Consider the following 12,789-nt stretch of genomic DNA (forward strand, 5'->3'; position numbering starts at 1 on the left):
CTCCCGGACCCTCGCCCCCACTCTCGCCCCCGGTCCCGCGGGCCTGACCCCCGTCTTCGAACACGGCCCGCGCACGGACGGCAAGGACCGCGGGAACGGCGGGAAGGGCGGGGACAGCGGCGGCAAAACGGTCGCCCTCACCTTCGACGCCGACATGACCGCCGACCAGGGGCCGCGGGCCGCGTCGGGCGAACGGTTCGACAATCCGCAGCTGATCGCGACGCTGCGGAAGCTGAAGGTCCCGGCCACGGTGTTCATGACCGGCCGCTGGGCCGAGGAGTACCCGGACGAGGCCCGCTCCATCGGCCGCGACCCGCGGTTCGAGGTCGCCAACCACTCCTACAGCCACTACGCCTACACGGACGACTGCTACGGCCTGCCGACGGTCCCCGAGGACCGGATGCGGTCGGACCTGGAGCGGGCGTACACGGCGTTCGAGAAGGCCGGGGTGCCGAACCCGATGCCGTACTTCCGCTTCCCCGGCGGCTGCTACGACAAGGCGGCCCTCAGGGAACTGTCGGCCACCGGAGTCACCGCCGTGCAGTGGGACGTGGTGAGCGGCGACGCCTTCGCCACGGACGCCGACGCGGTGACCCGGCAGGTGCTCGACGGCGTGCGGCCGGGATCGGTCGTCGTCATGCACTGCACCCGCAGCGCCGCCCCGGTGACGGAGGAGGTGGTGCGGTCGGTGGTACCCGAACTGCGCCGCCGGGGATACCGCTTCGTGAAGGTCTCGGACCTGGTCGACGCCTCGAACGGCCGCGGCTGACGGGCCTACCCTGGAGGGATGAGCAACGACGAGGACCGGGACCCGGACGGCACCGGCTGCGAGCCGGGAGGCTACTGCCTGATCGACGCGCCCCGGCCCCCGAAGGCCGACGGCCCGCCGTACGCGGACTGCGTGCTGTGCCAGGAGCCCACGGAGTACCCGGAGTCGTACAAGGGCATCACGCTCTGCCCGGTCTGCGAGTGGCAGGAGGCCCAGCGCACGGCCTGCTCGGGTTGATCGGCCCGCTCATGCGGGTGACCGGCGCGAGCTGAGCGCACAGGCCGCGGCGGTCGCCGCCGAGGCGATGACGACCGCCACCGCCAGGGGCAGCAGCGGCAGCGGCACCGCGCCCGACCTCGACCCGGTGACCAGGCCGCTGACCGCCGCGCGGGCAGGGGACCCGGACGCCACCAGCGCCGGCAGGGCCGCCAGGAGCAGGGCGGGCACGGCGCGGCCGGGCGAGCGCAGCACCGGCCAGGCGGTGAGCGCGCCGACGGCGGTGCCGAGCAGGGCGCACACCAGCGCGGCGAGCAGTCCGGCGCCGCCCGCGGGGAGCAGGGCGACGCGGGTGCCGCGTCCCGTACTGACGGGGTCGCTGACCAGCGTCACGACGAGGGTGGCCACCGCGCCGAGGACCACCGCGGCGGCCAGCGCCACCAGCACCGACGCCAGGTGGGACCGCGCGGGACCGCGCGCCGCCGCCACGCAGGCCCGGGCAGCGGACGGCTCACCGCCGACGCAGATCCGCACCAGCCACGCCGCGACCGGCAGCAGTGCGGCCGCCGTCCAGCCCAGCGAGTCGAGCACCGGCTGCCCGCCCTGCACACCGATGCCGAGCGCGGCGGCGTACAGGACGACGGGCGGCAGCCAGCGCTGGGAGCGCAGCAGGAGGGCGGCCCGGTAGCGCAGGAGAGCGGTCATCGGCGGTTCTCCGGAAGGTATTGCGCGGCGTGCACGCTCACCACGTGCCACGGCGGCCGGGCCGTCAGGAGGGCGCGCAGCAGGACGTCGGAGTGGGAGGCGGGCACGGTGAGCACGTGGGAACCGGCGCCGGTCTCCTCGGCCGAGACGGCCGTCCGGTGCGCGTCGGCGGGCAGCACGGCGCCGGGCGCGCCCTGCACCCGGACGACGACCCGGGGACCGTCCGGGAGAGCGGCGGGCGCGGTACGGCCGTGCAGGGTGCCGTCGCGCACGGTGTGGACGGCGTCGGGCACGCCGGCCAGGCGGCGCGGGTCGTGGTCGACGAAGACGACGGCGCCGCCGGCCGCCGTGCGCTCGGCCACCGCCCGCTCCAGACCGGCCCGGGCGTCGGTGTCGAGCCCGGTCCAGGCCTCGTCGAGGACGAGCAGTTCCGGATCGGCGAGCAGGGCCTGCGCCACCGCCACCTTCTGGCTGCTGCCCTTGGACAGCCGCGCGAGCCGCGTGCCGGCGTACTCCGCGGCCCCGAGCCGCTCCAGCCACTCCCCCGCCGCGCGGGCCGCCGACCGGCGGGACAGCCCGTGGACGGTACCGAGGTGGGTGAGGTACTGGAGGGCGGTGAAGGGCAGGGCGGGCGGGAAGCGTTCGGGGACGTAGGCGGTGCGCGGCCGGCCGGTGACCCGGCCCTCGGTGGGGGCGTCGATCCCCGCGAGCAGGCGCAGCAGGGTCGACTTGCCGCTGCCGTTGGCGCCCTCGACGCGGACGACCGCGCCGGGTGCGATGCGCAGTTCGACGCCGCGCAGTACCCAGGGGCCGCGGATGCCGTAGCGGCGTCCCACGCCGTCCAGCCGTAGCTCGCGTTGCATGGGGTCATCCTCTCGCGGGGCGCGGGCGGGTTGGCAGACTGTGGGGGTGAGCAATGATCCCGCGCTGCCCGTCCCCGTACCGGCCTCCGGCAGTTCCTCCCCGGTCCCCGACAGTCCCTTCCGTCCCGAGCCCGGCGACCGTGACCTCGCGCCGCAGTTCGTGCTGCCGCTCGTCGTGCGCATCGAGCGGGCGGCGCCGCCGGCGCGTACCGACGCGCTGGAAACGGCCGCCCGCGCGGTGCTGGTGATGCTCGGGGACGAGCGGTCCACCGGCGACGGCGCGTGGGCGCGGGCGGTGCGGGACTGGCAGGACGCGCGGATCCGCAAGGTCGTGCGTCGGGCCCGCGGCGCGGAGTGGCGGCGGGCCGAGGCGCTGCCCGGCATCACGGTCGGCGGGAGGACGGCCGAGGTGCGGGTGTTCCCGCCGGTGCCGTTGGACGGCTGGCCGAAGGACCTGGCCCGGCTCCAGGTCTCCGGCACCGACCTCGACGACCCCGAGCCGCCGGCCGCCGCCGGTCCCGCCGTGCCGGTGCTCTGGATGAACCCCGGCCTGGACATGTCGGCGGGCAAGGCGATGGCCCAGGCCGGACACGGTGCGCAGCTGGCCTGGTGGGAGCTGGACGACGCGGCCCGGAGCGCCTGGCGGGAGGCGGGGTACCCGCTCGCCGTGCGCACCGCGGAGCCCGCCCGCTGGCCCGGCCTCACGACGAGCGGTCTGCCCGTCGTCCGCGACGCCGGGTTCACCGAGATCGCCCCGGGCTCGTGCACGGTGGTGGCGGACCACCCGGCGCTGCGGCGGTAGGCGGCGGCGTCCGGGGCGGCCCCGAAGCTCAAATGTTGCTCTGGAGATGCCCGGTCGGGGGTTCGGACCGGGCGGGGCGGGCGATACCACCGGCATGTACGCAGGAGGGGAGGCGGCCATGCAGCCGATGGCGCGACTGGGAACGGGCATCGGATGGCGTCCGGAGATCGCGGACGTCGTCGAGCGGATGCCCGGCATCGACTGGGTCGAGGCCGTGTCCGAGAACCTGTGCCCCGGACACCTGCCGGACTCGCTGCTGCGGCTGCGCGAACGCGGCGTGACCGTCGTACCGCACGGCGTCTCGCTCGGCCTCGGCGGGGCGGAGCGGCCGGACCCGGAGCGGCTGGCGGCGCTGGCCGAGCGGGCCGACGTACTCGGGTCGCCGCTGGTCACCGAGCACATCGCGTTCGTCCGGGCGGGCGGGGCACCGACGGCGGCGCCGCACATGGAGGCCGGACACCTGCTGCCCGTGCCGCGTACCCGCGACGCCCTGGACGTGCTGTGCGAGAACGTGCGCATCGCCCAGGACGCGCTGCCCGTGCCGCTCGCCGTGGAGAACATCGCCGCGCTCCTCGCGTGGCCGGGCGAGGAGCTGACGGAGGGGCAGTTCCTTTACGAACTGGCCGAGCGGACCGGCGTGCGGCTGCTGATCGACGTGGCCAACCTGCACACCAACCACGTCAACCTCGGCGAGGACCCGGCCGCCGCACTCGCCGACCTGCCCCTGGAGGCCCTCGCCTACGTCCACGTCGCGGGCGGCTTCGAGCGGGACGGCGTCTGGCACGACAGCCACGCCCACCCCGTTCCGCGGCCGGTGCTGGACATCCTGACCGACCTCGCCTCGCGCGTCGCACCGCCGGGCGTGCTGCTGGAGCGGGACGAGAACTTCCCCGAGGGGGACGAGCTGGAGACCGAGGTGGCGGCGATCCGCGCGGCCGTCGTCGGAGGACGGGCGGACAGCGCGGCCGTCGTCGGAGGACGGGCGGGCACGACGCCCCGCGACCGGGGAGCGGCGGCGCCGCGCCGGGCCGTGCCGGAGGAGCGCGGCGCCGACGCCGACGCACGGCGGCGGCTCGGGGACGCGCAGGCCGCGCTGCTGGCGGCGCTCGTGGCGGGGGCGCCCGTGCCCGAGGGGTTCGACGGGGCACGGCTCGGGGTGCAGGCGCGGGCGCTCGCCGGGAAGCGAGCGGACGTGGTGGCGAGGGTCGCGCCCGAACTCCCGTTGATCCTGGGCACCCGGTACCGGCCGGCCTTCCTCGCGTACGCGCAGGGACACCCGTTGACCGGCGGCTACCGGCGGGACGCCCTCGACTTCGCCGAGCACGTGCTGGGGGCCCGGCCCGGGGAAGAGGACCGGGCCGTGCGACGGGAGTTGCGGGAGTGGTGGCTGGAACGGTCGGGACCTGCACCGCGGTCGACGCGACCGGGGGTCCGCCTGGCCCGCGCCACCAGGCGCGTCCTGCTGGGGCGCTGAACCTCGCACCGCCGCGAGGCCCGCGCCAAACGGAACGTCACATACCCACAACACTGCGTCCCGGAATGTGAACAGGGCATGGCGTCCGCGAAAGCCTTTGGCATAGAAGTACGGCATGTTCTGGGTCCTTTTCCTCCTCTCCGCCTGGGCCGTCGCCGGTCTCGCGTGCCTGCGCCTGTGCCTGGCCGCCGTGCGGGCCGCCGCCGCAGCCCCGCGCCCCGTCGCCCGTGACCACGCGCTGACGCTGTACGAGGCGGCGTTCCTGTCCGGCGGTCCACGGCGGGTGGCCGACCTGACGCTGGTGTCCATGGCGCGCCAGCGCCGGCTGCTGCTCGCGCACACCGGCTGGGCCACGGTCGTGGACCCGTGCGGGCGCGACGACATGGAGCGGTCGGTCATCGGGGCGATAGGACCGGAGGGACAGTCGCGGATAGCGCCGGTCCGGGCCGCCGCGGCCACCGCCGACGCGGTACGCGGCCTCGCCGACCGGCTGGTGCGGGCGGGCCTCGCCGTGCCCGACGGCGGCATCGCGGCCGGGGTGCGGCGGGTGCGGGTCGCCGCGGCCACCGTGTGCGCGCTGGGCCTGGTCGCGCTGGCACTGCCCCTGCCCACCACCGAGCCGCGTCTGCTCGTCGCCCTCTGGTTCGCGCTGCCGCTCGCCCTGACCCTGGGGTGCCTCGCCATCACGCGCATGGAGATCCACCCGTACTCGCGCTGGGCCTCCCCCGCCGGGCAGCGGCTGATCGGCGCCCTCGTCCAGCGGGCCGACGGCACGGCGGACGACCGGACCTTCCTGACGTCGGTGGCCGTGCGGGGCGTCCACGCCATCGGCGAACCGGACCTGCGTGCGGCCTTCGCACACCGCGAGGAGTACGTCGACAAGTACGTCGAGGGGCACCGCGGACACCGGGGCTGACCCGCCGGGCCGGGGCCGTCGGGGGCGCACGGGGGCACTCGGCACCGACACCCGCGGCCGGTGCTTGCCCCGCCCCGCCGTTGTCCCGAACATCCCTTCCGTCACCCCCGTGCACCGAAGGGATACGCGATGCGAGCTGCCGCCCTCTACTCGGCCGCCGGGTCCTTGCTGCTGACCGCCCTCGCCACCGGCCCGGTCCGGGCGGCGCCACCCCCGGCCGGACCCGGTTCGGCCGAGGCTCGCGGCACCGCCGTGGCCGCCGGGCGCGCGGCGGCGGCCGGCATCGAGTTCGGCAGGTGCCCGAAGGCGGAGGAGCTGCCGGGCGGCATCCGCTGCGGCACGGTCCGCGTGCCCCTCGACTACGCGCGGCCCGGCGGCCGGCAGATCGAACTCACCGTCAGCCGCGTACCGGCCACTCACAAGGACCCCGACAACAGCAAGCACAAGGTCCCCGGCCAGGGCGCCCTCCTCTACAACCCGGGCGGCCCCGGCGCCTCCGGCCTGTACTTCCCGCTGGTGGGCATGGTGCCCGAGTGGAAGCGCATCGCCGCCGCCTACGACCTCGTCGGCTACGCCCCGCGCGGCGTCGCGCCCTCCGCGCCGCTGTCCTGCCAGGACCCCGGCGACTTCTTCAAGGGTCCCCGGCCCGCTCCGACGCACCCCTCGGACGCGTACAAGGCGGAGCGCGCCGCCGAGGCGGAGACGTACGCGCACGACTGCGCCGCACGCGCCGGGGACGCGCTGCGGCACTACCACTCCCTCAACAACGCCCGTGACCTGGAGGTCGTCCGCGCCGCGCTGGGCGAGCGGCGGCTCACGTTCATGGGCGCGTCGTACGGCACGTATCTGGGGGCGCTGTACGCCGAGCTGTTCCCGTCGCACGTGCGGCGGATGGTGTTCGACGCGGTGGTGAATCCCGACCCCGAACAGGTCTGGTACCGCAACAACCTCGCGCAGTCGGAGGCGTTCGAGGACCGCTGGGACGACTTCAAGGAGTGGGTCGCCGAGCACGACGCCGAGTACGGGCTCGGGGACCGGCCGCGGAAGGTGCAGGACGCCTACGAGGAGGCGAGCGCGCGGCTGGCGGCACGGCCGGCGGGCGGGACGGTCGGGCCCGCACAGTTGCAGGGGGCGATGCTGAAGGCCGGGTACTACGACGACTACTGGCCGCACCGCGCCGAGGCGCTGTCGGCATACCTGAAGGGCGATCCGCAGCCGCTGGTCGACCAGGCGGGCACACGCACCGAGGAGGGCGCGGTCGCGGCGGAGAACTCCAACGCCGTGTACACGGCCGTCGAGTGCAACGACGCACCGTGGCCGACGGACTTCGAGGTCTGGGACCGGGACAACACGCGGCTGGCCCGCCGGGCGCCGTTCGAGACCTGGGACAACGTGTGGACGAACCTGCCCTGCGCCTACTGGCGGGCGCCCCGGCAGCAGCCGCTGGACGTGCGCACCGCGCCGGGTGAGCTGCCGCCGACGCTGCTCCTGGCCGCGGAACGGGACGCGGCGGCGCCCTACGAGGGCGCGCTGGAGCTGCGGCGGCGGCTGTCGGGCTCGGTGCTGGTGACCGAGCGGGACGCCGGGACCCACGGCATCGCGGCGGGCCCGAACGCCTGCGTCAACGACCACCTGGAGGCGTACCTGCTTCGGGGCCGCCTCCCGGCGCGGGACACGTCGTGCGCCCCGCGCCCGGAGCCGAAGCCCAGGAACGGCCCCTGAGCAGGCGAGCCCGGCCACCAGCTCCCCAATGTCCTTGCGCCGCCCCGTGCCGCATCCCCCGGGGGGACAACCCCCGGACCCCCGGCCGACCCGACAGCCACGCCCGCCGGTCAGGCGAGCCCAGCCACCAGCTCCCCGATGTCCTTGCGGCGGCCCGTGCCGCATCCCCCGGGGGACAACCCCCGGACCCCCGGCCGACCCGACAGCCACGCCCGCCGGTCAGGCGAGCCCCGCCACCAGCTCCCCGATGCCCTTGCGCCGCCCCGTGTAGAACGGGATCTCCTCGCGGACGTGGCGGCGGGCCTCGGAGCCGCGCAGGTGGCGCATGAGGTCGACGATGCGGTGCAGTTCGTCGGCTTCGAAGGCGAGGATCCACTCGTAGTCGCCCAGCGAGAAGGAGGCGACCGTGTTGGCGCGCACGTCCGGGTAGCCGCGGGCCATCTTGCCGTGGTCGGCGAGCATGCGGCGGCGGTCCTCGTCGGGCAGCAGGTACCAGTCGTACGAGCGCACGAACGGGTAGACGCTGATGTAGTTCCGCGGCGTCTCGTCGGCCAGGAAGGCCGGGATGTGCGAGCGGTTGAACTCGGCGGGGCGGTGCAGCGCCATGTTCGACCAGACCGGCTCCAGCGCACGGCCCAGCTTCGTGCGGCGGAAGAGGTTGTAGGCCTCCTGGAGCTGGTCGGCGGTCTCGGCGTGCCACCAGATCATCAGGTCGGCGTCGGCGCGCAGACCTGACACGTCGTAGGTGCCGCGGATCGTCACGTCCTTCGCGGCGAGCTGGTCGAACAGCTCCTGGACCTCGTCGGCGTACCCGGCGCGGTCCTCGGGGAGGGTGTCCTTGAGCTTGAAGACGGACCAGAGGGTGTAGCGGATGACCTCGTTGAGGTCCTTGGCCAGCTTGCCCTTGTTGGGGGTGCGCTCGGCGGCGGGGGTGGAGGCTTCGTCACTCATGGCCCTATTCTCCCGCTCCGCCGTGCAGGCTCCGCACCGGGTGGGCCGTGAGCTCCTCCACACCGCGCAGACCGCCCCGGACCTGGTCGACGGCGGCGTACGCGCTCGCGATGCTCGCCGGGATGCCGACGCCGTCGTACGCCGCGCCGCACACCGCGAGGCCCGGGAGTTTCGCGACGTGCTCGCGGACGCGGGCCACGCGCGCGTGGTGGCCGACCGGGTACTGCGGCAGACCGTCCTGCCAGCGGGTGACGCGGGTGGCGACCGGCGCGGCGGCCAGTCCGGTGGCCTCGCGCAGGTCGTGCCGGGACACGGCGACGAGGCCCGCGTCGTCGCGGCCGAGGATCTCCGTGTCGCCGTACCGGCCCACCGAGGTGCGCAGGACGACGAGGTCCGGGTCCTCGTCGGCGATCCAGCCCCACTTGCGGGAGGCGAAGGTGGACGCCTTGATGGTGTGCCCGTCGACCGGCGGCACGAGGAAGCCGCTGCCCTCGGGGAGCGCGGCGGCCTCCGAGCGGCGGTAGGCGAGGGTGACCAGGGCCATCGAGGCGTACTCCACCCCGGACAGCTCGGCCGCGGCGGCGGGCGCCTCGGCGCGCAGCAGCTCGGCGGCGGGCCGGGCGGGCACGGCGACCACGACGGCATCGGCGTGCAGCACCCGGTCCCCGGCGACGACCCGCCAGCCGCCCCGGGCCGTGTGCCGCAGCTCCGTGACGGGCGTGCCGGTGACGAGGTCGCCGCCGCGCGCGCGGACCGACTCGGCGACCGCGAGCGGGAGGGTGCCCACGCCGCCCTCGACGCCCATGAACACCGGTCCGCTCGGCGGGGAGGTGGCCGTGCGGCCCTGGAGTGCGCGGACCGCCTCGGTGAGGGAGGTGTGGGTGCGGGCGGCCTCGAAGAGCTGCGGCACGGCCGAGCGGAGCGAGAGGCGGTAGGCGTCGCCCGCGTAGACGCCGCCGAGCAGCGGTTCGACGAGGCGGTCGACGACCTCGCGGCCCAGGCGTGCGGCGACGTACTCCCCCACCGCCACGTCGTCGCCGACCTCGGTGCGGGGCAGTTCGGCGTCGCGCTCGATGCGGGCGAGGCCCTCCTCGGAGAGCACGCCGGACAGGGCGGCGGCGGTGCCGGGGACGCCCATGACGTGGCCCTTGGGCATGGGGCGCAGGGCACCGCGGGTCCACAGGGAGGCCGATGCCGTGGACGGCGGCTGGAGCCGGTCGGCGAGTCCGGCGGCGCGGGCCAGGCCGACGGCCTCGGGGCGGCGGGCCAGCATCGACTCGGCGCCGAGGTCGACGCGGACTCCGGCGATCTCGCCGGGCAGCAGCTTGCCGCCGACGCGGTCGGACGCCTCCAGGACGGTCACGCGGTCGCCGCGCTCCAGCAGGCGGTGGGCGGCGGCCAGTCCGGCGATGCCCGCTCCGACGACGACGGTGTGCCGCGGGTCGGCGGGGCGTCCGCCCACCGGGCCTTCACTCGGGTTCTCACTTGCGCACATGTCCCTCAGCGTCTCAGACCGCGCCGCTCCCGCCGCGGGGCCGGGTGGCCCTGAGGGCGGGCCGCCGGTCCCGCGCCTGTGGTCCGTCCCCGCGCTGCCCGCCCGCGTAGCGTGTCCGCATGAGCATGGGCATGAGCGGTGCGGGCGGCACCGGGAAGCGAGCCGGGGAACGGCTGGTCGTGGTCGGCGGTGACGCGGCGGGCATGTCCGCAGCGTCGCAGGCCCGCCGGATGAAGGGCCCGGAGGAACTGGAGATCGTCGCCTTCGAACGCGGCCACTTCAGTTCGTTCTCGGCGTGCGGCATCCCGTACTGGGTCGGCGGCGACGTCCCCGACCGGGAGCAGCTGATCGCCCGGACGCCCGAGGAGCACCGCGCCCGGGGCATCGACCTCAGGATGCGCACCGAGGTCACGGAGATCGACGTGGCCGGCGGGCGGGTCCGCGCGCGGGACGTGGATTCCGGCGCGGAGTCCTGGACGTCGTACGACAAACTGGTGATCGGCACCGGTGCGCGGCCGATCCGGCCGGATCTGCCGGGCATCGACGCACCCGGCGTGCACGGGGTGCAGACGCTGGACGACGGGCAGGCGCTGCTCGACACGCTGGCCGGCACGCGGGGCCGCCGCGCGGTGGTCGTCGGCGCCGGGTACATCGGCGTGGAGATGGCCGAGGCGCTGATCAACCGCGGCTACGAGGTGACGGTCGTCAACCGCGGCCGGGAGCCGATGTCGACCCTCGACCCGGACATGGGCCGCACGGTGCGCACGGCCATGGAGGGCCTCGGCATCACCATGGTGAACGGTGCCGCGGTCACCGAGGTCCTGACCGGCGACGACGGCCGGGTCCGGGCGGTGGCGACCGAGGACGCGCAGTACCCGGCGGACGTGGTGGTCCTCGGTGTCGGCGTACGCCCCGAGACGGGCCTCGCCGAGGCGGCCGGTCTCCCGCTCGGCGCGCACGGCGGGCTGCTGACGGACCTGGCGATGCGGGTGCGCGGGCACGAGAACATCTGGGCGGGCGGCGACTGCGTGGAGGTGCTCGACCTGGTCTCCGGGCAGGAGCGGCACATCCCGCTGGGCACGCACGCCAACAAGCACGGCCAGGTCATCGGCACCAACGCGGGCGGCGGTTACGCCACCTTCCCGGGCGTGGTCGGCACGGCGGTCAGCAAGGTCTGCGACCTGGAGATCGCGCGGACCGGACTGCGCGAGAAGGACGCGCTGCGGGTGGGGCTGCGGTTCGTGACGGCCACCGTCGAGTCGACCAGCCGCGCGGGCTATTACCCCAACGCCTCCCCCATGACGGTGAAGATGCTCGCCGAGCGGCGCACCGGCCGGCTGCTCGGCGTGCAGATCGTCGGCCGTGAGGGCGCGGGCAAGCGGGTCGACATCGCCGCGGTGGCCCTCACGGCCGGGATGACGGTCGAGCAGATGACCGCCCTGGACCTGGGTTACGCGCCGCCCTTCTCGCCGGTCTGGGATCCCGTGCTGGTGGCGGCCCGCAAGGCGACGCGGGTGGTGGAGCAGCAGCGCTGAGCGCCGCCCGGGGTGCTCAGGCCGTGCCGTTGATCCGGTCGATGGCCTGCCGCGCCTGCTCGGCGGGTGGCCGCGCCGGCAGGGACGACACCGACGCCGGGGGGCTCATGGGGGCGGCAGCGGTCCGCGGTGCGGGGGCGCCCACCGCGGGCGGCTGCTCACCGGCCGGTTTGGCGTGGGAGGCCCGCACGGAGCGCAGCCGGTGGCTCACCGCCTCGTCCAGCGTCACCGGCCGCTGCATCTGCGCGGCCAGCCGCCCGGCCTCCTGGCCGAGCCGGGCGACGTCCTCCCACGGCAGCCGCAGCACGAGCGCGACCTCGGCCTCGCCGTCGGGCAGTGCCTGCATCGCCGCGGCCGGTGTGACCCGTTCGTTCATCGCCAGTTCCTCACGTCGTCCCCGCAGCCCGCCTTCCCCGGGGCGCGGGCGGTTGAGAGGGGGTACGTACACACGGACGGCGGCGTTCAACGGGGCGAAGCGGTTCGCCTTCCGCCGGGCGGGCAGTACTGTCCCGTGGTCATCCCCGTCCATGACGTGAACCCGGCGCGCCGCACCCCGTGGGTGACGTGCGCCCTGATCCTCGCGAACGTCCTGGTGTTCCTGTTCACCCCCGGCATGACCGGGTCGGCGACGGGCGACGGGGGTCTGGCGCAGATGTGCGGCCTCCGGGCGTTCCTGGACCACTGGGCGGCGGTGCCGCAGGAGCTGCTGCAGCACCGGATGCCCCGCCTGGTGCCGACGGGCGATACCGGGGTCGGCCCGCAGGGGCCGGGGTGCGTGGTCGCGCCGCCCGACTACGACAAGTCGCCGGAGCTGAGCGTCCTGACCGCGATGTTCCTGCACGGCGGCTGGCTGCACCTGCTGGGCAACATGCTCTTCCTGTGGATCTTCGGAAACAACGTCGAGGACCGCATGGGCCACCTGCGCTACCTGCTCTTCTACGGCGTGTGCGGCTATGCGGCGACCTACGGCTTCGCCCTGCTGAACGCGGACTCGGGCGCCCCGCTGATCGGCGCGTCGGGCGCGATCGCCGGGGTGCTCGGCGCCTATCTGGTGCTGTACCCGAAGGCCCGGGTCTGGGTGCTGGTGCCCTTCCTGATCTTCCTGCCGCTGCGGCTGCCGGCCTGGCTGGTGCTGGGCTTCTGGTTCGGGCTCCAGGCGGTCTACTCCTCCGGCGGCGCCGTCTCCGACGCGGGCACGGTGGCGTACGTGGCCCACGTGGTCGGTTTCGTCGTCGGCATGCTGATCGCCTGGCCGCTGCGGCGCGGCACCCCGCCTCCGCCCGAGCCGCGCGGCCTGCTGTTCGGACGCCGGGCGCGGCCGGGGTGGTGAGCACCAGGGGC

13 protein-coding genes are annotated in these 12,789 nt (G+C 75.4%); 8 read left to right on the plus strand and 5 right to left on the minus strand.

Annotated elements, in window-relative coordinates:
• Together HZS56_RS28995 and HZS56_RS29000 are read left to right on the plus strand one after the other, a co-directional pair.
• A partial coding sequence (locus HZS56_RS28995; protein WP_216723762.1) for a polysaccharide deacetylase family protein occupies positions 1-769 on the plus strand: 769 nt, incomplete at its 5' end.
• 18 nt (positions 770-787) lie between these two features.
• On the plus strand, positions 788-1,006 hold the full coding sequence (locus HZS56_RS29000; protein WP_216723763.1) for a hypothetical protein: 219 nt from the start codon (positions 788-790) through the stop codon (positions 1,004-1,006).
• Between the two features lie 9 nt (positions 1,007-1,015).
• Here the strand turns inward: HZS56_RS29000 and HZS56_RS29005 are convergent, their stop codons facing one another.
• Both HZS56_RS29005 and HZS56_RS29010 read right to left on the minus strand, forming a co-directional pair.
• The gene (locus tag HZS56_RS29005) at positions 1,016-1,690 is read right to left on the minus strand and encodes an ABC transporter (protein ID WP_216723764.1); all 675 of its coding nucleotides are present in this window, start codon (positions 1,688-1,690) and stop codon (positions 1,016-1,018) included.
• Positions 1,687-2,553, minus strand: a complete 867-nt coding sequence (locus HZS56_RS29010; RefSeq protein ID WP_216723765.1) for an ABC transporter ATP-binding protein — start codon at positions 2,551-2,553, stop codon at positions 1,687-1,689. Before HZS56_RS29010 ends, HZS56_RS29005 begins: the two co-directional genes overlap by 4 nt.
• Positions 2,554-2,599: 46 nt before the next feature.
• On the opposite strand from HZS56_RS29010, the gene HZS56_RS29015 reads away from it, so the two are divergent.
• From HZS56_RS29015 to HZS56_RS29030, 4 genes are all read left to right on the plus strand, one after another.
• On the plus strand, positions 2,600-3,355 hold the full coding sequence (locus HZS56_RS29015) for a peptidyl-tRNA hydrolase (protein ID WP_308408184.1): 756 nt from the start codon (positions 2,600-2,602) through the stop codon (positions 3,353-3,355).
• 127 nt (positions 3,356-3,482) lie between these two features.
• Complete coding sequence (locus HZS56_RS29020) at positions 3,483-4,829, plus strand: MbnB/TglH/ChrH family RiPP precursor modification enzyme (RefSeq protein ID WP_216723782.1); 1,347 nt, start codon at positions 3,483-3,485, stop codon at positions 4,827-4,829.
• A gap of 115 nt (positions 4,830-4,944) precedes the next feature.
• On the plus strand, positions 4,945-5,745 hold the full coding sequence (locus HZS56_RS29025) for a TIGR04222 domain-containing membrane protein (RefSeq protein ID WP_216723767.1): 801 nt from the start codon (positions 4,945-4,947) through the stop codon (positions 5,743-5,745).
• A gap of 129 nt (positions 5,746-5,874) precedes the next feature.
• Complete coding sequence (locus tag HZS56_RS29030) at positions 5,875-7,467, plus strand: alpha/beta hydrolase (RefSeq protein WP_216723768.1); 1,593 nt, start codon at positions 5,875-5,877, stop codon at positions 7,465-7,467.
• A 219-nt stretch (positions 7,468-7,686) separates the two neighbouring features.
• On the opposite strand, the gene hemQ is transcribed toward HZS56_RS29030, so the two are convergent.
• Positions 7,687-8,418, minus strand: a complete 732-nt coding sequence (gene hemQ / locus HZS56_RS29035; RefSeq protein ID WP_216723769.1) for a hydrogen peroxide-dependent heme synthase — start codon at positions 8,416-8,418, stop codon at positions 7,687-7,689.
• Positions 8,419-8,422: 4 nt separating this feature from the next.
• Positions 8,423-9,913, minus strand: coding sequence for a protoporphyrinogen oxidase (gene hemG, locus HZS56_RS29040; protein WP_253915096.1), 1,491 nt, complete (start codon positions 9,911-9,913; stop codon positions 8,423-8,425).
• A gap of 125 nt (positions 9,914-10,038) precedes the next feature.
• Here hemG and HZS56_RS29045 point away from each other — a divergent pair, with 125 nt between their 5' ends.
• Positions 10,039-11,448 (plus strand): FAD-dependent oxidoreductase, encoded by a 1,410-nt coding sequence (locus HZS56_RS29045; protein WP_374201219.1) that lies wholly within the window; start codon positions 10,039-10,041, stop codon positions 11,446-11,448.
• A gap of 16 nt (positions 11,449-11,464) precedes the next feature.
• Here the strand turns inward: HZS56_RS29045 and HZS56_RS29050 are convergent, their stop codons facing one another.
• Positions 11,465-11,824 (minus strand): hypothetical protein, encoded by a 360-nt coding sequence (locus tag HZS56_RS29050; RefSeq protein ID WP_216723770.1) that lies wholly within the window; start codon positions 11,822-11,824, stop codon positions 11,465-11,467.
• 135 nt (positions 11,825-11,959) lie between these two features.
• On the opposite strand from HZS56_RS29050, the gene HZS56_RS29055 reads away from it, so the two are divergent.
• Entirely contained in the window at positions 11,960-12,778 is an 819-nt protein-coding gene (locus HZS56_RS29055; protein ID WP_216723771.1) for a rhomboid family intramembrane serine protease, read from the plus strand.
• The last annotated feature ends 11 nt before the right edge of the window (positions 12,779-12,789 follow it).

The sequence above is a fragment of the Streptomyces mayonensis genome, from assembly GCF_018982965.1.
In the GTDB taxonomy this organism is placed as follows: Bacteria; Actinomycetota; Actinomycetes; order Streptomycetales; family Streptomycetaceae; genus Streptomyces; species Streptomyces mayonensis.

Bases quoted from the DNA above. Each gene is read 5' to 3' on its own strand.
- HZS56_RS29020 (WP_216723782.1), top strand. From the start codon at position 3,483: ATGGCGCGACTGGGAACGGGCATCGGATGGCGTCCGGAGATCGCGGAC.
- HZS56_RS29050 (WP_216723770.1), bottom strand. From the start codon at position 11,824: ATGAACGAACGGGTCACACCGGCCGCGGCGATGCAGGCACTGCCCGAC.
- hemQ (WP_216723769.1), bottom strand. From the start codon at position 8,418: ATGAGTGACGAAGCCTCCACCCCCGCCGCCGAGCGCACCCCCAACAAG.
- HZS56_RS29045 (WP_374201219.1), top strand. From the start codon at position 10,039: ATGGGCATGAGCGGTGCGGGCGGCACCGGGAAGCGAGCCGGGGAACGG.
- HZS56_RS29030 (WP_216723768.1), top strand. From the start codon at position 5,875: ATGCGAGCTGCCGCCCTCTACTCGGCCGCCGGGTCCTTGCTGCTGACC.
- HZS56_RS29025 (WP_216723767.1), top strand. From the start codon at position 4,945: ATGTTCTGGGTCCTTTTCCTCCTCTCCGCCTGGGCCGTCGCCGGTCTC.
- HZS56_RS29010 (WP_216723765.1), bottom strand. From the start codon at position 2,553: ATGCAACGCGAGCTACGGCTGGACGGCGTGGGACGCCGCTACGGCATC.
- HZS56_RS29000 (WP_216723763.1), top strand. From the start codon at position 788: ATGAGCAACGACGAGGACCGGGACCCGGACGGCACCGGCTGCGAGCCG.
- hemG (WP_253915096.1), bottom strand. From the start codon at position 9,913: ATGTGCGCAAGTGAGAACCCGAGTGAAGGCCCGGTGGGCGGACGCCCC.
- HZS56_RS29005 (WP_216723764.1), bottom strand. From the start codon at position 1,690: ATGACCGCTCTCCTGCGCTACCGGGCCGCCCTCCTGCTGCGCTCCCAG.